The organism is Frankia sp. CcI156 (assembly GCF_001983015.1).
Taxonomy (GTDB): Bacteria; Actinomycetota; Actinomycetes; order Frankiales; family Frankiaceae; genus Frankia; species Frankia casuarinae.
The window spans coordinates 21,063-42,144 of sequence record NZ_MOMD01000016.1; the positions used below are offsets into that span (position 1 = coordinate 21,063).

Genomic DNA, 21,082 nt, shown 5'->3' on the forward strand with positions numbered 1-21,082 from the left:
CGGAAGGGCCGGCCCGGGTGAAACTCCTTGGCTCCTTGGCCGGGCATTTCTTGACCGGGAGTTTCTTGACCGGGCATTCCTCGGGCCCTTCCGACCAGGACGAGATCGTCGCTTCCGCGGAAATGTTGCCGTTGTCAGCCGACGGCGCGGGAGGTGCCGAACATGGTATCCAGGGTGACCGGCTGAAGGTTGCGCTGCTCGATCAGTTGTTGGACCTTGTCGAACAGGCCGAGGATGGTCTGGTGGTTGGCGTGGCCGAGCATTATCGTGCCTGGCTTGAGGTACTGCTCGGCAAGCCCGATGAGCTGCTGCGGGGTGAGTGTGGTCGAGTCGCCGAAGCTGCCGTTCCACAGCAGGACCCGGGTGTAGCCGAGCTCGCCCACGAGCCCGTCGACGTGGGGGTTGTGGGCGCCGTAGGGCGGACGGAACCAGGGCCGGCTGGTGATCCCGAAGGTTCGCTGAATCCACTGCTCGTTCCGCTCTATATCGGCCCGGATCGCGGTGTCCGTCTCGTGCAGCAGGTTCTTGTGGGTCCAGGTGTGGTTGCCGATCTGCACCTGGCCGGACTCCACCAGCGGACGCAGGACGTCGGCGTGGCGGTCCCAGATCGCCCGGTAGGCGCCGTTCGGCGAGAACGTGATGGGGATCTTCGATCGCTGGGCGAACGCCACGTAGCYGGCGACCGTCGCGGCATCGTAGCCGTCGTCGATCGTCAGGGCGATCTGCTGGGTCCGGGCGGGTGCCTGGAAGGTCACGGTGGGTCGGCCTGGATGCGGCGGGGGCATCGGCGGAAACGAGGGCGACGGACCTGTGACCACTCCATCCCCGGGCGTGGCTACGGAATTCCCGGGCGTGGGTACGGGTGCGACCGCTGGGACGGGGCCAGGGCCGCGCACGGTGTCGGTGGCGTGGGTGTCGGGCTTGGCGGGCGCCGTGCCGGCCGAGCATCCGATCAGCGCCTGCGCGGCGCCGATGCCCAGTAGGGAAAGGAGCATCCGTCGATCCATAGACCGACATTAACGGACATATGATTACGCTTTACCATCGGTGCGTGTAATCGCGGTTCTTCCTTRTCGAGTTGCTTCGTATGTTTCTCGAAGGGATCATGCGGTGGCCGTCCCCTTTACAGACCGCCACTCTGGGGTGTCGTAGGACCGTCGCGGAGTGGCGCAGGACTGTTCTGGGGTGGCGCAGGACTGTTCTGGGGTGGCGCAGGACTGCTACTCCACGTGCATCACATCCGTGGACTCCACTCCACGGCCTGTCATCATGACGGTATGACGGGTAGCGATCTCGGGCGATGCCGGTGGAGCATGCTCGTGGTGGGTCTGGTGGCGGCCGTGGTRGTCGCGGGTTGCCGTGACACGGGCGCAGCGGAGGTATCCCGTAGCCGGCAGAACGTCGCGGCAGCGACATCGCAACCTTCTGTGACGACGGTGACACGTTCGCGGCAGGCGATGGTGACCGTGCAGGCGGGACGCTCGCGCACAGTCGTCGGGCTGAGCGCGGTGGCCCTGCACGGCAGGGTCACCGGGCCCGCGGCATCCACAGCGTGGACGATGCTGTCGGGACCGGCCCCGGCCCGATTCGCCGGTGACGCGCCGGACACGACGGTGACCCTCCCGGCTCCGGGCAACTACGTGTTCCAGCTGACCGCGACCGACCGGTCCGGCCGTTCACGATCCTCGCGGACCAGGCTGACCGCGCTGCGCTACGTCGCGCTGGGTGACTCGTATTCCTCCGGGGACGGAGCCGGCCCCGTCGCCGACTACCTCCCGGGCAGCTACCGGCCATTCGGTGGCTGCCGACGCTCGACCGATGCCTACCCGGCTCTCGTCCACGCCGCCCTGGCCACCAAGGACCCGCCGCCGTCCGCGACGTCTGATCCACTGTTCACCTTCGGGGCCTGCGCGGGCGCACGCACTCGGGACTTCTCCACGTCGCAGGGGCCTGGCACCCCACCACAGGACACCTATCTGGACGGGTCGGCCGACACCGTCGGACTGGTCACCCTCACCGTCGGCGGCAACGACATCGGTTTCGCCGACATCGCGGTCTACTGTGCGGCACTGCACGTGACCACACTTCTCCCGTCCTGTCGGGACCACTCCGCACCGGCCGTGGGGGCCGCTCTGAACACCCTGCAGCCACAACTCACCGCGACCTACCGGGCTGTCCGACGGGCCCGCAGCCTCGCCCCCGGGGCACGGATCCTCGTCCTGGGCTATCCCCGGCTGTTCCCCGACGCTCTGGACGCACCCTGCCCGGTCAGCGTCCTCGGGAAGCTGGGGGTACGCATCCAGCCGGCCGACGCGGCCTGGTTCAACCAGACCGTCCACGACCTCGACAACACGATCCGCGCCGCCGCGAGGGCGGCCGGCGTGACCTACGTGGACACCGAAAACGCCTTCGCCGGGCACGAGTTCTGCAGCAGTACAGSCAGCCCTCCCGACGTCGACCTCCTCGGAACGCCGTTCTCCGCCGCGTTCCACCCCAACGGCCAGKGGCAGCGTGCGCTGGCCACCGCGATCACCGCCGCCTATCTTCCCACCGGCCGTTGACATCATTCGAGGTTGACATCATTCGAGGTTGACACATCCGAGACTGACACATCCGAGACTGTCTCCGGGTCGGTCAAAAACACCCCGGTCAAAAACACCCCTAGTCGGCGAGAACCAGGCGGTGGAGTTTGTCAGGGTCGAGGATCAGGTCTATGGTGGCGATCCGGCCGTCGCGCACGGTGAGGCCGGCGACGGCGATGACACCGGTCGATGTGCGCGCGACGATCCCGGCGGTGCCGTTGACCAGGGCTGGCTGGCAGTGCCGCGCGAAGCGGGGGCCTTGGATGGCGGTGTGCTGTGCGACGTCCGCGGAGCCGGTGAGCAGCGTGGGCATGAGCCGGGTGCGTGAGCCGGTGTCGACGCGGAACACGACGTCGGGATCGAGCACCGCGACGAGGGCGTCGAAGTCGCCGGCCCGGGCTGCGGCCAGGAACGCGGCGACGACCTTGCGCTGTGCGGCGAGGTCGGGGTCCGGGACCGTCGGGGCGCCTCGCACCCGCCGTCGGGCGCGGCTGGCGAGCTGGCGGGCCGCGGCGGGGGTCCGGTCGACTATCGGGGCGATCTCCTCGAACGGCACGGCGAACATGTCGTGCAGGACGAACGCGAGCCGCTCGGACGGGGTGAGCGTCTCGAGCACGACGAGCAGCGCCAGGCCGACGGAGTCGGCGAGCACGGTCTGCTGCTCCGGGCCGTCACCGTCCTCGGCGCTGACGATCGGCTCGGGCAGCCAGGTGCCCACGAAGTCCTCCCGGCGCGCCTGGCGGGCACGCAGCATGTCGATGCATACCCGACCCACGACCGTCGTCAGCCAACCGCCGAGGTTGTTGATCGCCTCGTCGCCGGAGCGGCTCAGCCGCAGCCATGCCTCCTGGACGGCGTCCTCGGCCTCGCTGAGCGAACCGAGCATGCGGTACGCGACCGCCTGCAGCCGCGGGCGCTGGCGCTCGAACTGCTCGGCCTGCCACGTCGCATCCTCCATTGCCTGCACCTCTCGCTTGCACCCCGCCGAACCAGCCTCTCCTGAGCAGTTGACGAACGCGGCACCGCCGATGTGACGACGCCACCCGTCCGGGTCCGGGGGACGGCTGGTGGCTGGTGGCCGGTGGCCGGTGGGCACGGCGGTCACATCTGTCCGGCGGGATCCGACAGACATCCGACGGACATCCGACAGGCAGGTGATCYGCGTACCCGCGGGTCAGGAGGAGCGCAGCAATGAGGATTGTCGTGTTCGGAGCGAACGGGCCGACTGGCCGGCTGCTGACCGAGCAGGCGCTGGCCGCCGGTTACGACGTCGTCGCGGTGACCAGGCGCCCGGCGGAATTCCCGATCACGCACGAACGGCTCGACGTCGTGGGGGCCGACGTGCACGACGCCCAGGCCGTCGATCGGGCCGTCGAAGGAGCCGACGTGGTGCTGTCGACGCTTGGCGTGCCGTTTACGCGCGAACCGATCAACATCTACAGCGACGGAATCCGGAACATCACTGCGGCGATGTTCCGGCACGGGGTCAAGCGAGTGGTCGTGGTGAGCTCGAGTGCCACCGAGCCGCATCATCATGCCGATGGCGGTTTCCTGCTCAATCGGGTCCTCCAGCCGCTGATCACCGCGACGATCGGCAAGACGACCTACCGCGATATGCGCCGCATGGAGGAACTTCTGCGCGATAGCAACCTAGATTGGACGATCATGCGTCCCTCGGGTCTGTTCGACGCGCCCGCCGTGACGAGCTACGAGCTTCACGAGGACCAGGCGCCGGGTATCTTCACCAGCCGCGCGGACCTGGCCGCGAGCCTGCTCGAACAGGCGATCGAGGTACGGTTCGTACACAAGGCGGTCGCCGTGACGACCCGCGAAGGCGCCCCGACGCTATTTCAGATGTTGCGCCGGGAGGCATTCAAGCGGGACTGACCTCAGTAAACGCGGCCAGCAGCCGGGGCCGGCCTCATGGGACAGGACGGCCGGCGYCCGGCTGACGGCGTTGTTCGTTACTTGTTTCGCTATTCGCTATTCGCTATTCGCTATTTGCTTAGTGCGGCGACGGTGTTCAGCGTCTTGCCGGAGCTGGACGTTCCACCCAGCACGTACACCCGGCCGTCACCACCGGTCGCCGCGGCATGCCCGGCCCGGGTCGAGGGGGAGCTGGTCGGTCCGGCGGCCCACCGGTCGTCCTTCGGGGTGTATACCTGCACCGCCCCGGTGACGTTCCCGGCGCTGTCCCGCCCGCCGATGATGTAGACCCGGCCGTCGGGGCCGGTCGCCCCGGCGGCACCCGCGACGCCGTCCGGCAGGTCGGACATCTGGGCCCACGAACCCTTCTCGGCCGCTTTCGAACCCGGTGTATAGGCGAAGACGTCGGTGGCTGCCCGCGCTGCGGAGCCGCCGCCAGCCCCGATGCCGCCGGCGGCCAGGATCCGGCCGTCCGGCAGGGCCGTCAGGACCGGAGCCCTGTTCCCGGATGGCGGCGCCCCGGCCGTCGACCAGCTGTCCGAGCCGGGGTCGTAGATCGCCAGGGTCTTCGCGTCGAGAACGTAGATCCTGCCGTCGGTGCCGCGGGCCGCGCTCGGGTCACCCATGGCGCTCGGCAGGGGCTTCCCCGTCGACCAGCTTCCGCTGGACGGGGTGTACACCTCGACGATGTCCGTGGGCTGGTTCGAGCTGCCGGACCGGCCGCCGATCGCGTAGATCCGGCCATCGAGGTCGGTCGCGGCGGCGAGGTGGGTACGCGCGGTCGGCAGATCGGGCGCGTCCGTCCAGGCGTTCTTCCGCGGGTCGTAGACCTGGACCGTCCCCACCGGCGTCAGGGGTGCGACGCCCGGCGGTGACGTGGGTGAGCCGGTGCCCGTCGGTGTCCCGGGCGTGGTCGGTGAACCGGTCGGACTCGCGCCGGGTGATCCGGTCAACGTCGCGGTGGGCAGGTCGGTGGTCGGGCTGGTGGTCGGGTCATCGGTTGACGGGCCGAGCGGACCGGCCAGTGGCTTCCGGGTCAGGCTCGCCGGACCCACCGTCGATGTCGTCGTCGCGGAACTTCCGGGCGTCCCGGTGGGGGCCGGCGACTGCGTCGGTGATGCGGGTGCGGTTGGCGAAGTGGGTGTGGTGGTTGGTGAAGTGGGTGTAGTCGGTGACGCGGTCGGGCCGGGCGTCCCCGTAGGCGATCCCGRGGCGCCGCCGCCGGCGCCCGTCTCGGCGGCCTGGCCGCCGATCGCATAGATTCGTCCGTCACATCCCGTGGTGGCCGCGAGATGGACACGGGGAGTCGGCAGGGCGGTAACCGTCTCCCAGCTTTGCAGTGGGCCGGCGATCTGGGGCAGCGACGGGCATCTGCTCGTCGGGCTGCCGGTCGGTGCTGCCGCCTCGGCCACCGAGCTGAGCAGCCCCGGCGYGGCCAGGGCTGCTGCCAGCGTGGCGGTCAGGACGAAGGCGCGCGAGGCGCACCGACGTGATGTACGGGACCAGTTCATGAAGTCTCCCCCCTCTGAGGACCGCGGGTGCGGCCCTGACCGACGGGTGGATGGCATGGGTAGATGACGGTGCACGCACGAGAACTAGCTGTACGTTGTGCATCCTGACGTTGTGCATTCCCATTGATTCGAAGAGTAATCACCATTGGGTTCGGTGCCCGCGGGTCCACCCGGACGGGACGAGTGGGCCTGACGTGGTGCGGGACCATCCCCCGACGGGGGTGAGTGGCGCGGGTCAGAGGTGCGGGGGTGAGTGCGCGGGTCAGAKGTGGCCGCGGCGGACCAGCAGGGCCAGGACGCAGGCCGACGGGGCCATCGGCAGCCATACCGTGATCATCCGGTAGCCGAGGACCGCCGCGAGCGCGATGGCGGCGGACTGGCCGGCAGCCATGATCGCTGCTGTCAGGGSCGCGTCGAGCGAGCCGAAGCCGCCCGGCGAGGGCACCAGGGCCGAGGCCGCGCTCGCCGCGAAGTAGATCGCGAATACCGCGCCGACCCCGAGCGGAAGGTGCAGCGCACGCATGATCGCCCACAGGGTCGCGGCGTGCAGCATCGGGATGGCGGCCGAGCCGCCCCACAGCAGGGCCGCCCGGCTCGGCGACTGCAGGGTGGTCTTCATCGACCGTAGGTGGTCGACGACGCCCGCCCATGCCCGGCGGGCCGCCCGGCGGACCGGGGCGATCAGCCAGCCGAGCAGGCCGAGCAGAGCGAGCCCGGCGAGCACCGCCGGGACCACCATGGCCACCGGCTCGCCGCGGGGTAGGCGTGCCACGTCCACCGGCAGGAATCCCCCCGCCAGGAGCATGATCAGCACGGCCAGGTGCGTGGTGACACCGGCGGCGGTGTCGAGGCCCACCGCCGTCACCGCCTCCCGCAGGGTCAGCCCCGCACGATGCAGGAAACGAAGCTTCACCGCGCCGACCCCGAAGCCCGCCGGCAGCACGTGGTTGGCGACGCTGCCGGCGACCTGGACCGCGAGCAGCGGACCCACTGGCAGGGGCCGGGCCACCGTGCCCTGCTGGCAGGCCGCTCCCGCGATCCAGGTCAACTGGGCGACAGCGACCGCGCCCACCAGCCAGGACGGGTGGGCGCGCGTCAACGCGTCGACACCGCTCTCGACCGTTGTCCACGAACGCGCGAGCCAGACCACCGCCAGCAGCGGCGCGGCCACGGCTGCAACCCCCTTCGCCCGGATGTATCCCATCCGCCGTCTCGCCATGGAATTCAACCGCCTTGGCTCACATCGATCCGGTCTGGAACGATGTCGTCCGAAATCATGCCGCTGGGCCCGATGTTGCTCGAGACGACGCCATCCGGGACCTCCCGATGCGCCGCCGAGGATCCGAAAGAGTGTCCCGCGACACCCTCAAGATCGGAATCTGGCCCGCCCGCGAGCAGTCCGGCGAGCCGCCGGCTCAACTCACCCCAGTTCCAGTTCCGGCACATCCAGTCCCGTCCGGCGAGGCCCATCCGGGCGGATCTCTCGGGGTCGTCGAGCAGGTCGGCGACGGCCGTCGCCACGGCGTGCCGGTCGCGGCCGTCCACGACGACGCCGGTGCGACCGGGCAGGACGACGTCGGGTGCCCCGCCCTGGGCACCGGTGACGACCGGCAGGCCGCTCGCCGCCGCTTCCAGGGCGGACAGTCCGAGACCTTCGAGGTCCAGGCCGAGCAGGCGGGTGCGGGACGGCATTGCGAAGACGTCGGCGGCGTCGAGATAGGCCGGAAGATCCTGCTCCGTGACCGCGCCGGCGAAATGCACCGCGTCGGCGACGCCCACCTGGGTGGCGAGCCGTCGCAACCGGTCCGCGGCGGGACCCTGCCCGACCAGCAGCAGCCGTGCGGCGGGATGACGTCGCAGGACCACCGGCCAGCCTCGGATGAGCATGTCCTGCCCCTTGCGCGCCACCAGGCGGGCCACGCAGATCACGACCGGTCGGTCCGACCAGCCGTGTTGCCGGCGGATCTCCTCGCCCCCGACCCGCGGCCGGAACCGTCCGGTATCCACCCCGCCGGTCAGCCGCGCGAGTGTCGTGCCCGGCGGGGCGACGGCGAGCAGCCGGCGCCGGGTGAACGCCGTCAGATAGGTCAGGACGTCGGCCCGGGCGGCGACCGCTCGGACGAGCGACCACCCGCCGGGCAGCCGGGACCAGGCGACCTCGTGCCCGTGGCTCGACGACACCACCCGGGAGATCCCGGCCGTTCGCAGCGTCGGGGCGAGCAGGCCGAGCGGCGCCGCGGTGGGAAACCAGGCCGCCTCGCAGTGCTCGGACCGCACGACCGATCGCAGGAGGCGCCGGGATCCGGGGGAGGTGAGGATCCTCTCGTCCATGCGGATCACCGGGAAGGGCAGCGTCCGGTCGAAGGCGGCGGCGCTGGGGGCTGCCGGCGCCACGACCACCACCCGGTCAGCCGGAAGCCCGGCCGCGAGATGGTAGGCGAACGTCTGGATGCCGCCGAGCACCGGGGGGAACTTGTCGGCGACCACCAGCATGCTTGGCACGTCGACCAGGCCGGTACCGGCCCCGGCGGTACCGGCCCCGGCGGTACCGGCCCCGGCAGGATCGGTACCTGAGGCCGGTCCGCTCCTCGCAGGGCGGATCGGCGCGTTCGGATCATCGGTGGGGCCCGGCGGGAGGGGAAGTTCCCTCACGCGTCGTCCGGCCGGCGACAGGGCTGAACGAGCGGCATCGGGCGTGTGGCGTCCCGGTTGACGGGATGCGACGGCAGGGGGTGACCCTTCATGAAGGGAGATGATTGCAGCCTCACGATGTGGCGCTAATGAGACCTGCGATCGTGACGAGCGTCCGCGCCAGGGGCGCATCCCGTGGCGAGCTGGACGGCGGCGGCCCGTGGGGCACGGGACTCCTGGAACCGCCCGGGAGCCTGGGCGTCGGTGCCGGTCCTCTCCTTCGGCCCCACGCCGGCGAGCGAGTACGCCTTCCAGTTGACCGCCGATCTACTGATCCACGGCTGGGATCTGGCGCGGGCGATCGACATGCACGGCCGGCGGGCCGGTGACACCTCGTCGGTGGCGGGTGTCGGCTCTGACCGGGACCTCGTGCACCGGGTCCACGAGCAGCTGGCGTCGCAGATCGACGCCTGGCGGGCGGCCGGCATCTTCGCCCGCCCGGTGCCGGTCCCGGATGACGCCGACGAGTGGACGAGGTTGCTGGCCCTCACCGGCCGCTCGCCCGACTGGCGGCCCGGATCCGGCGGATAGCTCGGCACGACGGATATCAGCACAAGAGCACAAGGGATATCGACACAACGGATATCAGCACAATGGGTAGATGAGGATGGGGGCGCCCGACCCCCCGGGTGCGGAGGTGGCCGGGGCCGTGCAGCTGTGTCGCGGGCTCGGTGCCGTGGGTGTAGGCGGATACTCGCCACTCGGCACCGGGCTTGGCACCGGGTGTTTCGCCCCGCCCACCTCCGTCGGCGTCGGTGACGCGGTGGCCGACGAAGGCCCGCTCTTCAGGGAGGGGCCCGCCGTCAGTGACGAGGGATCCGTGAGTGACGAGGGATCCGAGCCGCCGCCGATGCCCAGCCTGCCGATCGCCGCTGGCAGCGAGCCGTCCTTGGCGATGGCGAGGTCGGCCGCTGCCGCGGCGCCCTCGGCGCGTCCCCAGCTCACCCGTAACCCGGACGTCGCGATCAGACCGCCGACGGCGAACGCGGCCACGGCGCTCACGACGACGAGTAGGGCCAAGAGCAGCCGCACGGTGCGACGGTCACCGGAATCCACCGGAACGCTCACGACCGTCTCCGACCGTCCGGTATATCGATACCTGGAGTGAATACCCGTGAGCACAACTGTAGGCGTCGGTATCGGGCGGCGGCCACGGAATCCCTCCGCATTGGGTGACCGTAGCGGATCGCGACGGGCTCCAAGGGACAGCGGCACGCCGGATGGGAGTCGGATCTCGGGTCGAGGGGCCGCCGGGTCCCGCCGGGCTCAAGAGCTCAGGACGCCGACTCCTGTCCCGGCTCCTGTCCCGGCTCCCATCCCGCCACTCGGTCCCGCCTCCCGCTCGGCCAGCAGCACCGCGAGGTCGTCCTGCAGCCTGCCATCCACGTGGGCGCGCAGAGCCCCGGCGAGACGGTCGAGCGCGTCGTCCTGGCTGCCGCCCCGCAGCAGGTCCAGATGATCGTCCAGAGGGAAGAACCGCCCCCGGCCGTCCCGGGCCTCGGTGAGACCGTCGGTGAACAGCAGCATCCGATCGCCGACCGCCCAGCTCGCCATCGTGACGGAGAAACGCTCGGCCAGCCCGAGCGGCGGACTCGGCGACTTCAGTTCCAGCGTGGTGCACTCGTCCGCCGAGACCAGTCGTGGCGGGTGATGCCYGGCCGAGCACAGGCCCAGCCGACCGTCCGGGTGGATGTCGACGATGAGCGCCGTCACGAAGTCCTCGGGTTCGGCCTCCCGACCCACCGCGCGGGCGCAGGCGGCGGCCACCTGTTCCGGGTCGAGCCAGGTCACTRCCGCCTCGCGGAAGGCACCGAGCACTATCGAGGCCAGCCGGACCGCGGGCAGGCCCTTGCCGCGGACATCGCCGATGATCATCCGGATGCTCTGCGAGGTGGAGACGACCTCGTAGAGATCGCCACCCACCGACGCCTCCTGGGCGGCGGAGAGGTACCGAGCCGCGAAACCGGCCCCGTTGAGCCGGCTCGGGACCGCCGGTAGCAGTGCCCGCTGCGCGACCTCGGCGACCGCTTTGACCTGGTGCAGTTGTGAGCGTTGCCGTTCCCGGCACACGCAGATGCAGACCGCGATCACGGACTGGAGGGCGACCAGCGTGGTTGCGGCGAGATGCGGACCGGTCCCGAACCAATGATCCCAGAAGCCGGAGAGGAGCGCCGCGATCACTGCCAGCGCTCCGACCGCGGCGGTGACCCGGGGTGGACTGGCCGCCGCGATGATCAGTGGCCCGAGACCGAAGTACCCGACCAGGATCAGCCCGGGCGTCGCGTCGAGGATGACGACCGTGACGAGGACGAGCGTTCCGGCTATGAGGGGACGGACGTCCTCCACCCCGCCGAGCCCCTCTAATCCGCCGGGCCCCTCCACCCTGCCGAGTCCGCCGAGTCCGCCGAGTCCGCCAGCGCCTGAACGACGTCTTCGCATGGGTCATTGTCCCGGCCGGATCGGGATCCCGTGAGAGGGCCTCGCATTTCGGCTATTCGGTAACATCCCGCTACCCGTAAGGTCAGATCGGGCCGTGGACCAGGTCGGGCCGTGGACCAGGTCGGATCGGGTGCCCGTCGGGTCAGATCGTCAGATCGCGTGGGCCGAGCGTTCTCCCGGCTGATGGAGGTGCCAGCGCTCGCTGTCCTCCACCTGCGCCGCGAGGGAGATCAGCAGGGTCTCGCTGTTCGCCGGCCCCATCAACTGGGCGCCGACGGGCAGTCCCGCCGCGGTGCGTCCGGCCGGTACGTTGACGGCCGGCCAACCGAGGACGTTCCACGGCCAGGTGTAGGGACACGCCGCCACGATCGCCTGGTCGGTGGCCCAGTTGCTCTCCCGGTTGAGCTCGCCCACCCGGGGCGGCGGAGTGGCGGTCGTCGGGGCGAGTATGACGTCCACCCGCCGGAAGACGCGGCCGATGTTGAGCCGGGMCAGTGGTTCCGCGGCGCGTGTCAGCGGGAGGAACGGGCGCAGCATCCGTCCGGTCCGCGCGTTGGCCATGGTCCGCGGGTCAAGCAGGGTGGGATCGGGCACCCGCCCGGCCCAGTCGCGGATGCCGTCCATGGACCGCGGCAGGAAAATCGTGCCAAGCAGGCCGTAGGGCGGCTCCACCGGCACGATGTCATGCCCGCAGCGGGCCAGGATCTCGGCCATCCGTTCCACGGCGGCCCGGACGGCCGGATCGAGGGCCACCGGCATCCCRCTGTACGGGTGGTGCAGGGAGAGCCCGATCCGCAGGCGGGGAGGGGGATGGCCGGCGGCGGTGAGGAACGGCTCGGCCGGCGCCGGCGGTCGAGCGCGGTCGATGGGCAGGCTGCCGGACAGGACGTCGAGCAGCAGGGCCCCGTCGGCGACGGTTCGGGTTAGCGGGCCGTAGACAGTGAGCCCGTTGAACTGCTCGCGGACCGGGGCGCTCGAGATGCGCCCCCGCTGCGGTTTGATCCCGACCAGGTGGGTCCAGGCGGCGGGGATRCGCACGGAGCCCGCCCCGTCCGAACCGATCGCAGCCGGTACCAGCCCCGCGGCCACCGCGGCCGCCGCGCCTCCGGAGGAACCGCCGGGAGAGTAGTCGAGATCCCACGGGTTGCGGGTCACCCCGAACGCCTGGCCCTCGGTGAACGGCCACTGCCCGAACTCGGGGGTGTTGGTCTTGCCGATGATGATGGCACCGGCCGCCTTCAGCCGTCGCACCATCTCGCTGTCCCGGACCGCGGGGGGGAACTCCCCCATGGCGCCGAAGGCCGTGGGGGTACCGGTCAGGTCGGTGTCATCCTTGATCGCAATGGGCACGCCGAGTAGCGGTCGCCATCCCGGCGTGCTCCACCAGCCGCCGCGGCCGTCCCGGCCGGGACGGCCGCGGCGGGCGGCGAGCGCGACGTCCGCCGCCTCGGCCTCTGTCAGGGCCGCCTCGGCCCGTACCCAGCGGAAGGCGTTAAGGGTGGCCTGGGTCGCCGCTGTCCGGGCCAACGCGGCTTCGACGAGCTCGCGGGACGTCATCTCGCCGGAGGCGAGGCGTGCGGCCAGTGTGCGGATGCCTTCGAGCGGACCGTTCCGGTCGGCTGCGGAGGGCATTGTGGGCACATCCGACATCAGCCACCCCCTGACGCTCATGGCTGCTGTCCGAACCGTAGCCGACGCCGGGTCGTCCGCACCGTCGATCGCCTGATACCTCCCATTGTCCCCTGCTGTGGGCAGGTTGGGGAGAGATGAGCCATGATCGATATATTAGCCGTTATGTGGCATTTATGTGTTTGTGKATAGTGTTGGGCATCGGTGACGCGGCCCCGTGTCCTGTCAGGGCGTCTACATCGGGTTATCCGCATTGATTCCGGGTATGACGATGAGAAGTACGGCTAGTGAACATCCCGCCCGGTCGGCTTTCTCCGCGAGTCACGGGGAGCCGGCGGCAGGTCTGATCGCAGATGTGGCCTGATCGCAGATGTGGCTCGACGAGGTGGTCCGCGTCGGTCCCGGTCGGACGGGCCGAGCGTGATGCCAGCTCAGCCGTTGACCAGCTCAGCCGTTGACCAGCTCAGCCGTTGACCAGCTCAGCCGTTGACCAGCTCAGCCGTTGATTCCAGATCGGACCCGGTCTCCAGGTCAGACACCGACACCTTCCAGGGAGGAACCGAACGATGCCAATGGACCCGAGTTCAGTGATGCCGGAGCCCGCACGGACCGCGTCGCTTCCCGCCGACGACACGACCACGGCTCCGTTCGCGTGCCCTCCGGTCCCCCCGGTCCCGACCGGTACCGAGAGGGTAGGTGCCGGCCCGGCACCCGGCCTGAACGGTCACGCTTCCCCGGCGCCGAGCCCCGACGTCATCGCCGCGACCACCTCCGCCTCACGTGTCACCGGCCCGGGAAACGTCACCGGCCCGGGAAACGTCAGGGAGCCGGGAAACGTCAGGGAGCCGGGAAACGTCAGCGGCCCGGACCTGGCCGGCCCGGACATGACCACCCCGGGCGCCAGGGCCAGAGTGGCCGGCGGAGCCGCCGAGGTGCGCCAGAAGGTCAACGAGGCCGTCCAGACCCTTGCTCCCCATGTGTCGGTCGCCACCGAGAAGACGAAGGGGGCGGCCGAGAAGACCCTCGCCACCAGCGGGAAAGCCGCGCGGTCCGTCGGGCAGCGGATGCGGAGCAACCCGAAGGCCACGGGTGGGGTCCTGGCCGGCACGGTGGTGCTGCTGCTGGTGGTCCGGCGGGGACGGCGGCGCCGGGGATGAGTAATCCAACCACCTCGTAGGGAGAAAACTAATGATCACCTTCATCGTCGTCATGATTCTGCTCGGACTTGTCGCCGGGGCCGTCGCACGCGTGTTGCTGCCCGGCCGGGATCCCATCGGGATTCTCGGCACCATTGTGGTGGGAATCATCGGATCTTTCGTCGGAGGATTCCTCGGCTACGTCCTGTTCAATAAGGATGTCGGCGAAGGCGCTCTGCAGCCGTCCGGCATTCTCGGGTCCATCATCGGTGCCATCCTGGTTCTCCTGGTGTGGCGGAACGTGGGGGGCCACGGCGGCCGGTCGGGGTCGACCCGCAGCCGTCGTTACGCCCGCCGGTAATCGCGATACCCGCCGGCGACCGGGTGACCGCGATCCGGTCAGCAGCACACAGAGCACCTGCTCTGACCCGACGCCTGCTTCGGCCTGGGTCCTCCACCTGCGGAGGAGCTGGGCCGGAGCCTTCGGTGGTGTCGTTATGCGCCTGTGGTGTCGTTTGGCGCCTGCGGTGTCGTTTGGCGTCGGGTCGATTCCCCTGGCTGCGCCGCGTCGTCATCGTCGTCGTCGTCGCGGGGCGGTGGAGAAGAAGCGGAGCTGTCATGCTCGCTGGTCTCGCTGGTCTCGCTGAAGTTCCGCGCCCGTTCCGCGGCGTCGGCACTCGCGCCGGAGAACAGCCGGGCGTCCTCGGCGGCGTCGGCAGGCGCACCCGTGGGCGCGGTGCTCGTCCCGCCGTCCGTACCGGTCTCCGCCTCCCGGCTCGCGCTGCCGGCGGCGGTAACCGCGGCCGAGTTCGTGGCATCCATGATCGTGGGGGAGAGGAGACCTTGCACTGGGACGGGAACCGCCCGCGCTGGTTCTTCGCCGCGGCGGATGCCGTTCGTCTTGCGGAGCCGGTCGGACCTGCCGTCGGGATGGTCTCCATCGGGATGGTCGCCGTGGGGATGGTCGCGGCCGTGGAGATAGTTGTGCCGGCCGTTGCCGGACGGATCGGGGTGGCGGCCGTCGCGGTCATCGGCCCGGCCCTGATCCGGGATGCGCAGACCGAGCAGGTGCGCGGAGGCGTCGAACTCGATGCGGGTCCGGGGCAGAGCTGTCGGATGGTTGTGCTGGACCCATCGGACGAGTGCCTCGCGCATGTGGCAGCGCAGGTCGAACACGGTCGGTCCGTCCTTGCCGCTGACCAGGACGCRGATGCGGATGTGATCATCGATGGCGTCGGTGACCTGCAGGACGCAGACTCGCTTGTCCCACAGGTCCGTGGCGTCCAGGACCCGGTGCATCTCGGCCCRCATCTCGTCGATCGGGATTGCCCAGTCCAGGTCCAGCTCGACGGCACCGAGGACCGCGGACTCCTTGCGGGTCCAGTTCTGGAACGGTGTCGTGGTGAAGTAGGTCGACGGAAGGACCATCCGCCGGTCATCCCAGATGTGGACGACGACGTAGGTGAGAGTGATCTCCTCGATCCTGCCCCACTCCTTCTCGACCACCACCACATCGTCGACCCGGATGGCGTCGGTGAAGGCCAGTTGGAGTCCGGCGAAGACGTTGGACAGTGAGGTCTGRGCGGCCAACCCCGCGACGATGCCGACCACGCCGGCCGAGGCGAAGATGCTGGCGCCGGCGACGCGGACGCTCGGGAACGTCATGAGCATCGAGGCGCCCGCGATGATCGAGATGATGGCCACCGTGATCCGTCGGAGCAGGGTGACCTGGGTGCGCACCCGGCGGGCATGCCGGTTGTCGACGATATCCATTCGGTAGCGGGCGAGCGCGAGGTCCTCGAAGGCGAACGCGAGCACCGTGACGCACCAGGCGATTCCAGCGATAAGGGCGACATTAGACACTCGCAGGGCTGCCCCGGTCCAGGTCTGTTCAGCCGTGGAGGTGAGGCCGACGAGCAGGGCCACCAGCACGAGCGTGAGTCKCGTCGGCCGCTTACCGCGCTGTGCGAGATCGGCGACGATCTCCGAATGGCGGCCGATCCGTCTGGCCATGCGGTGCAGCAATACGGAGACGGYCAGGGCCAGCAGGACCGCACCGCCCAGGATCGTCAGGACGGCGACGGTCGATTGCATGTCGGAGAAGGACAGATCGGGCGCGGCGCTCAGACGCACAGACAGGCTCCTCGTCCTGGGCCATGGTCAGGGATGAAAAGGCTMGATGTCGGCCTGGGATACGGGTCCGGGTCACAGTGTGCCMGGTTGCCGTTCCCCGCGCCGGGGCCCAGCGCAGGGCTCCGATGGCAGTCGCAGCGAGGGCGTAGCAGTCACATGCATGGGGTTGGTCTGCCCGGAACATTCAGATCCAATGAAGTGATCCGAATCACGTCTGCCTGAAGGGTGGGGCGGACGATTGCGGTGGGTCCCCATCCGACTTCGTTCACGAATATAGACGTGTGGTGCGGACAAGAAAAACGTGGTTCTACCGGCGTCRCCATAGGTGTGATCGTGACACGAACGGGTCCTTCGCGGAAACACGCCGTCCTCCGTCGCCAGATTGTGTCTCGTTGAAAATAGCTACCTGGCAGGGAAGAAAGGTACGCGGGTCTGCAAGATATGGTGTCAACTGCTCGGCGCCGAGCCGGCCGTGGTGGAACACGTCGAGTTCGACGCGGACCAGAATGCGACCGCCACCCATTCACGGCGACGAAAGTGGGACTGGAGGCGATGCTCCTGCTGTAGAATCGTTCGTCCAGGTGCGGAAGGGGTATGGGAGTGTGTCGCTGGCGGACCTGGGGTATCGCCCCGCCTACGTGGAGACGCCGGTGTTCGTAGCAGTTGTCGCTAGATCAATGTTCCCGGGGGGCAGGAAGCGGTACATCACGTGGAGGTCGACGTCGCCGAGCCAAGGATGGCGGAAGGCCGCCGGAAGGGTCCCGACGAGGCGGAACGCCAGCGAGCGCCACAGCGCGACCAACCGTGGATTGGCTGCGACGACGGCGTTGAGCTGCATCGCCCGGTAGCCGAGATCGGCCGCGTACTCGATCATCTGCTCCGCGGCCTGCCGGCTGACGCTCTCCCAGCGGTCGCCTTCGGCTCCCCGGCCGCCGTAGTAGCTACGTCCCCCGTACGGCCCGTAGCCCCGGTACATTCCGGCCCCGCCGCGCGGAGCCCCGTGATCCACCCGCTTAGGATCAACGAGCAGCATCGCCTGGACGACATGATCTCCCAGACCCGGCTGACTCGGTGTGAGCAGCGCGGTCGCGACGATCGAGGTGTCGCCCGGGCCGTCCTCCTCCATCACCAGAACCTCGGCCGGCGGGGGCAGCATCCACGCGCTTTTCGCGACCTCCTCGTCGGTGTCCGGTGTCCAGGCGCAAGTCTCGCCCTCGACCACAACGGCCCGCCAGATCGGCCAGATCGCGCCCCAGTCCTCCTCTGATGCCCGCCGTGTCCGCACAGATCGATCCTGCCTGTTCACCGGGCCGGAAGGTAACGGCCTGGAGCGCTGAACCCGCGGCAGTCACCCATCCTGGCGTTCGGTGGTTCGGTCACCGGCCGGGTTTTAAGATCGGGTCGACGGCGTAACCGCTGCATCCCTGCAGATGAACCCGGCCCATCAGTTGATCGGGATGGCCGGCGCGGGGCCGCACGGAGAGATTCGTCATGGCATAGCCGTCCGGGTGGTTGATCCAGCGTTCGCCGCTGAGATTCACCGCCCCATCGGTGTAGGTGATCCATACGAGAAACACACCGTGGGGAACCTTCGGATTGGTCGGCAGCGGAGAGAAGTCGAAAGTGGTCCACCGCTGGCAACATCGAGCGTGCCCGTCGAGCTACTTTGTGCCGGTCGCGGCCGGTACGGTCGCCTTGCCGGACGGGCCGGATAGTGGTCCGGTCCGGTGGCGTGCCGCTGATGTGGCGCGGCCGCCGGCGAGGACACTCGAGCGGACGACCTGCTGCGGCGCGCGCTCGGCGCACGCGATCCGACGCTGCTCCCGCATCAGCAGGAGCAGGTGCTCCGCTCGCTGCGCCGCTCGGGGGCCATGGCCTGAAACCGGTATCGCAGCGGCGCGGCTAGGAGGTTTATCCAGGATGGCTCTACATCGTCAGGCGAGTGGTGATCGGGCGGAGGAGACGGTCGACGTACGGCCGCACCTGGCCCCGCTGGGCGAGGAGGTCGTAGTCCCGCGGTTCCGGATGCCGCAGGAGTCGATTGCGCCGGAGACGGCCTACCAGATTGTCCACGACGAGCTGATGCTCGACGGCAAGGCGCGGCTGAACATGGCCACGTTCGTGACCACCTGGATGGACTCRTACRCCGACYGGCTGATGGCCGAGTGCGCCCCGAAGAACATGATCGACAAGGATGAGTATCCGCAGACGGCGGCGCTGGAAGAACGCTGCGTCAACATCCTCGCCGACCTGTGGCACGCCCCCGACGCCGAGCACGCGGTCGGCTGCTCGACCACGGGGTCGTCCGAGGCGTGCATGCTCGCCGGGCTTGCCATGATCCGCCGCTGGCGGGCGCGTCGCCGGTCCGCCGGCGCCCCGGCCGACCGGCCGAACATCGTCATGGGTGTCAACGTGCAGGTGTGCTGGGAGAAGTTCGCCCGGTACTGGGACGTGGAGGCACGGCTGGTGCCGATGGCGCCGGGGCGCACGCATCTGACCGCCGACGAGGCCGTGGCGCACTGCGACGAGAACACCATCGGCGTGGTGGCGATCCTCGGCTCGACGTTCGACGGCAGCTACGAGCCGGTCGCCGGGATCGTGGCCGCGCTGGACCACCTCGCCGCCTCCGGAGGGCCCGATGTTCCGGTACACGTGGATGCCGCGTCCGGCGGGTTCATCGCCCCGTTCTGYGACCCCGATCTGGTCTGGGACTTTCAGCTCGACCGGGTGGTGTCCATCAACACCTCCGGGCACAAGTACGGCCTGGTCTATCCGGGGGTGGGCTGGGTGCTGTGGCGCGACCGGGCGCATCTACCGGCCGAACTCGTCTTCCAGGTGGACTATCTGGGCGGGACGATGCCGACCTTCGCGCTGAACTTCTCCCGGCCGGGCGCACAGGTCGTCGCGCAGTACTACACCCTGCTGCAACTGGGCTATAAGGGCTACCGCCGGGTGGCCCAGGCGTGTCGGGACAACGCCCGCTGGCTGRCCGCCGAGGTGGCGGCGATGGGGCCGTTCGAACTGGTCTCCGACGGTAGCGGCATTCCGGCGTTCGCGTTCAAGCTCCGTGACGACATCACGGACTACACCGTCTTCGACGTCTCCGAGCTGCTGCGCACCCGTGGCTGGCTGGTGCCCGCCTACCGGTTCCCGCCGGGGCTGACCGATCTCGCGGTGTTGCGGGTCGTCGTGCGTCACGAGTTCAGCCGGGACCTCGCCGGGCTGCTCATCGCCGACCTGCGCCGGGTGGTGAACCGGCTGGCCCATCCGGGCCGRCGCACCGCGGGCGACCGGCCCGGCGAGTCATCGTTCCACCACTGAGCCGGGCGCCGGGCGCGGGGGCGAACCCGCCGAAGACGACCGAGTGCCCGCGGGGGGTCAGTGTGTACTCGATCCGCGGGGGTACCTCCACAGCGGGGGTACCTCCACATATGTGGACCGGTGGGGAGGCCATCGCGTCCCAGGCCGCGCAGGGACTCGGTGAGCACCCTGGGCGTGATGCCACGCGGCAGCACTTGGAGCTCGGAGAAGCGCCGCGGGCCGCCGAGGAATTTTTGTCGGTGCCGGGGTCCAAGGTGATGTGGCACGGTCCGCCTGATAYGGGTCCGCACGACACGAAGGAGCACATCATGCCCACTCGAGAGACCGCCCCGGCCGGRGCGCCCTKCTKGGTCGACCTGATGACCTCCGACCCGGCCCGGGCTCGGACGTTCTACAGCGAGCTGTTCGGCTGGACGGCGGAGGATCCCGCTGAGGAGTTCGGCGGGTACTTCACCTTCACGAAGGACGGTGTCCAGGTCGCCGGCTGTATGCCCAAGCCGGACGAGGCCGTCCCGGATGGCTGGTCGGTCTACCTGGCCACGCCGGATGCCGAGAAGACCGTCGCCGCCGCCGTGGACCACGGGGGTCAGGTGATCGTCCCGGCGATGGTCGTCGGAGAGCTCGGCGTCATGGCCGTCGTGACCGACGCTGCCGGCGCGGCGATCGGCATGTGGCAGCCGGGGCTGCACCGTGGTTTCGGGGTGCTTGCCGAGCCGGGCGCCCCCGGCTGGTTCGAACTGCTCACCCGCGACTACGCTGCGGCTGTCGGCTTCTACCGGGACGTGTTCGGCTGGGACGTTCACGTCGTCAGCGACACCCCGGAGTTCCGCTACGCGACCTTCGGCAAGGACGAGGGCGCGCTTGCCGGCATCATGGACGCGGCGGGCTTCCTGGCCGAGGGCGTCCCGGCGCACTGGTCGGTGTACTTCGCCGTGCGGGACACCGACGCGGCGCTCGCGAAGACCGCCGAACTCGGTGGGTCGGTGGTGCTGCCCGCCGAGGACACCCCCTACGGCCGCCTCGCGGTCGCCGCCGACCCAACCGGCGCCGTGTTCAAGCTGGTCGGCCCGACCAAGTCTGAGCCCGCCCCCGCCGCCGCGAGCTGACCCGCCCGGCCTGGTTCCCGCCGCGGATGTGCCTGGGGCACGGCACTGTCGTTGCGGGAACCGAGGGCTGGCCCGTTACCGTCGGCCCCGGCGTCGGTGACCTGGACCAGCACCATGTTGCTCTCCACCGCCTTCGGGTCGACGCGGCCGGGTGCGGCGTCGGCCAGCAGCGCGGCGAGCTCGGCAGCGCGTTGATGGTCCTCCGCGAGCCGGTCGACATGGTGGTGCAGCGCGTGCAGGCCGGCCGCGGCCAACACGCCGGCTTGGCGCATCCCGCCGCCGAGCCGGCGGCGCCACTCCCGGACGGTGCCGACGCGGCCGGTATCACAGACGACCAGAGAGCCGACCGGCGCGCCCAGCCCCTTGGACAGGCACACCGACAGGGTCGTGAAAGCGGCCGCGAGGCGCCGCGGCGGGACGGCGCTTGCGACCGCGGCGTTCCACAGCCGCGCGCCGTCGCAGTGCAGCGTCACGCCGGCGGAGTCGGCGATGGCACGGAACTCCGCCAGCCGGCCGAGCGACCAGACCCGGCCGCCGGAAACCGTTGGCCGAGTGGAGCGGATCCGCCCACCTCGCGGGCAGGCCGGTGGACCGCTCACAGGACGCTG

The 21,082-nt window shown here is 70.0% G+C and carries 19 protein-coding genes; 7 read left to right on the forward strand and 12 right to left on the reverse strand.

All coding sequences use genetic code 11. The annotated features are described in order from the left end of the window. Positions 1-134: 134 nt before the first annotated feature. A complete protein-coding gene (locus CcI156_RS07975; RefSeq protein ID WP_254847321.1) occupies positions 135-995 on the reverse strand; it encodes a polysaccharide deacetylase family protein in 861 nt (286 codons plus the stop codon). 441 nt (positions 996-1,436) lie between these two features. Here CcI156_RS07975 and CcI156_RS07980 point away from each other — a divergent pair, with 441 nt between their 5' ends. Next, a complete protein-coding gene (locus CcI156_RS07980; RefSeq protein WP_175637554.1) occupies positions 1,437-2,561 on the forward strand; it encodes an SGNH/GDSL hydrolase family protein in 1,125 nt (374 codons plus the stop codon). 100 nt (positions 2,562-2,661) lie between these two features. Here the strand turns inward: CcI156_RS07980 and sigJ are convergent, their stop codons facing one another. After that, a complete protein-coding gene (sigJ, locus tag CcI156_RS07985) occupies positions 2,662-3,540 on the reverse strand; it encodes an RNA polymerase sigma factor SigJ (RefSeq protein WP_011434639.1) in 879 nt (292 codons plus the stop codon). 233 nt (positions 3,541-3,773) lie between these two features. Between sigJ and CcI156_RS07990 the strand changes: the two genes are divergently transcribed. Beyond that, positions 3,774-4,469, forward strand: a complete 696-nt coding sequence (locus CcI156_RS07990) for an NAD(P)-dependent oxidoreductase (RefSeq protein ID WP_011434640.1) — start codon at positions 3,774-3,776, stop codon at positions 4,467-4,469. 110 nt (positions 4,470-4,579) lie between these two features. Here the strand turns inward: CcI156_RS07990 and CcI156_RS07995 are convergent, their stop codons facing one another. The 3 genes from CcI156_RS07995 to CcI156_RS08005 all read right to left on the reverse strand — a co-directional run bounded on the left by CcI156_RS07995 (position 4,580) and on the right by CcI156_RS08005 (position 8,512). Further along, the gene (locus tag CcI156_RS07995; protein WP_254847322.1) at positions 4,580-5,563 is read right to left on the reverse strand and encodes a kelch repeat-containing protein; all 984 of its coding nucleotides are present in this window, start codon (positions 5,561-5,563) and stop codon (positions 4,580-4,582) included. Positions 5,564-6,281: 718 nt separating this feature from the next. Then, positions 6,282-7,223 carry a lysylphosphatidylglycerol synthase transmembrane domain-containing protein gene (locus tag CcI156_RS08000; protein ID WP_254847323.1) on the reverse strand — a complete coding sequence of 314 codons (942 nt, stop codon included), beginning with the start codon at positions 7,221-7,223 and terminating at the stop codon, positions 6,282-6,284. 20 nt (positions 7,224-7,243) lie between these two features. Then, a complete protein-coding gene (locus CcI156_RS08005) occupies positions 7,244-8,512 on the reverse strand; it encodes a glycosyltransferase family 4 protein (protein ID WP_011434643.1) in 1,269 nt (422 codons plus the stop codon). A gap of 333 nt (positions 8,513-8,845) precedes the next feature. Between CcI156_RS08005 and CcI156_RS08010 the strand changes: the two genes are divergently transcribed. Continuing rightward, positions 8,846-9,241, forward strand: coding sequence for a hypothetical protein (locus CcI156_RS08010; RefSeq protein WP_011434644.1), 396 nt, complete (start codon positions 8,846-8,848; stop codon positions 9,239-9,241). Positions 9,242-9,295: 54 nt separating this feature from the next. Here the strand turns inward: CcI156_RS08010 and CcI156_RS08015 are convergent, their stop codons facing one another. From CcI156_RS08015 to CcI156_RS08025, 3 genes are all read right to left on the reverse strand, one after another. Next, positions 9,296-9,778, reverse strand: a complete 483-nt coding sequence (locus CcI156_RS08015; protein ID WP_011434645.1) for a hypothetical protein — start codon at positions 9,776-9,778, stop codon at positions 9,296-9,298. Between the two features lie 198 nt (positions 9,779-9,976). After that, positions 9,977-11,149, reverse strand: a complete 1,173-nt coding sequence (locus CcI156_RS08020) for a PP2C family protein-serine/threonine phosphatase (protein WP_076805112.1) — start codon at positions 11,147-11,149, stop codon at positions 9,977-9,979. Between the two features lie 150 nt (positions 11,150-11,299). Next, entirely contained in the window at positions 11,300-12,799 is a 1,500-nt protein-coding gene (locus tag CcI156_RS08025; protein ID WP_076805219.1) for an amidase, read from the reverse strand. 545 nt (positions 12,800-13,344) lie between these two features. On the opposite strand from CcI156_RS08025, the gene CcI156_RS08030 reads away from it, so the two are divergent. After that, complete coding sequence (locus CcI156_RS08030; RefSeq protein WP_023840176.1) at positions 13,345-13,935, forward strand: hypothetical protein; 591 nt, start codon at positions 13,345-13,347, stop codon at positions 13,933-13,935. A gap of 31 nt (positions 13,936-13,966) precedes the next feature. Continuing rightward, entirely contained in the window at positions 13,967-14,275 is a 309-nt protein-coding gene (locus CcI156_RS08035) for a GlsB/YeaQ/YmgE family stress response membrane protein (protein WP_011434649.1), read from the forward strand. A gap of 134 nt (positions 14,276-14,409) precedes the next feature. Here the strand turns inward: CcI156_RS08035 and CcI156_RS08040 are convergent, their stop codons facing one another. The 3 genes from CcI156_RS08040 to CcI156_RS08050 all read right to left on the reverse strand — a co-directional run bounded on the left by CcI156_RS08040 (position 14,410) and on the right by CcI156_RS08050 (position 17,624). After that, a complete protein-coding gene (locus CcI156_RS08040) occupies positions 14,410-16,047 on the reverse strand; it encodes a mechanosensitive ion channel family protein (protein ID WP_076805115.1) in 1,638 nt (545 codons plus the stop codon). A 634-nt stretch (positions 16,048-16,681) separates the two neighbouring features. Further along, positions 16,682-17,332 carry a GNAT family N-acetyltransferase gene (locus tag CcI156_RS08045; protein WP_076805118.1) on the reverse strand — a complete coding sequence of 217 codons (651 nt, stop codon included), beginning with the start codon at positions 17,330-17,332 and terminating at the stop codon, positions 16,682-16,684. 91 nt (positions 17,333-17,423) lie between these two features. Beyond that, a complete protein-coding gene (locus tag CcI156_RS08050; RefSeq protein WP_011434652.1) occupies positions 17,424-17,624 on the reverse strand; it encodes a hypothetical protein in 201 nt (66 codons plus the stop codon). 343 nt (positions 17,625-17,967) lie between these two features. On the opposite strand from CcI156_RS08050, the gene CcI156_RS08055 reads away from it, so the two are divergent. Then, complete coding sequence (locus CcI156_RS08055; RefSeq protein WP_076805120.1) at positions 17,968-19,368, forward strand: glutamate decarboxylase; 1,401 nt, start codon at positions 17,968-17,970, stop codon at positions 19,366-19,368. 308 nt (positions 19,369-19,676) lie between these two features. Next, complete coding sequence (locus CcI156_RS08060) at positions 19,677-20,474, forward strand: VOC family protein (protein WP_076805221.1); 798 nt, start codon at positions 19,677-19,679, stop codon at positions 20,472-20,474. On the opposite strand, the gene CcI156_RS27645 is transcribed toward CcI156_RS08060, so the two are convergent. Then, positions 20,378-21,073: a beta-eliminating lyase-related protein gene (locus CcI156_RS27645; protein ID WP_011434655.1), complete on the reverse strand. Its 696-nt coding sequence runs from the start codon at positions 21,071-21,073 to the stop codon at positions 20,378-20,380. The two genes, CcI156_RS08060 and CcI156_RS27645, sit on opposite strands and share 97 nt — an antisense overlap. Between the last annotated feature and the right edge of the window lie 9 nt (positions 21,074-21,082).

Coding starts and splice junctions, on each gene's coding strand:
- CcI156_RS08005 (WP_011434643.1), bottom strand. CDS start 8,512: ATGCTGGTGGTCGCCGACAAGTTCCCCCCGGTGCTCGGCGGCATCCAG.
- CcI156_RS08030 (WP_023840176.1), top strand. CDS start 13,345: ATGCCAATGGACCCGAGTTCAGTGATGCCGGAGCCCGCACGGACCGCG.
- sigJ (WP_011434639.1), bottom strand. CDS start 3,540: ATGGAGGATGCGACGTGGCAGGCCGAGCAGTTCGAGCGCCAGCGCCCG.
- CcI156_RS07990 (WP_011434640.1), top strand. CDS start 3,774: ATGAGGATTGTCGTGTTCGGAGCGAACGGGCCGACTGGCCGGCTGCTG.
- CcI156_RS08035 (WP_011434649.1), top strand. CDS start 13,967: ATGATCACCTTCATCGTCGTCATGATTCTGCTCGGACTTGTCGCCGGG.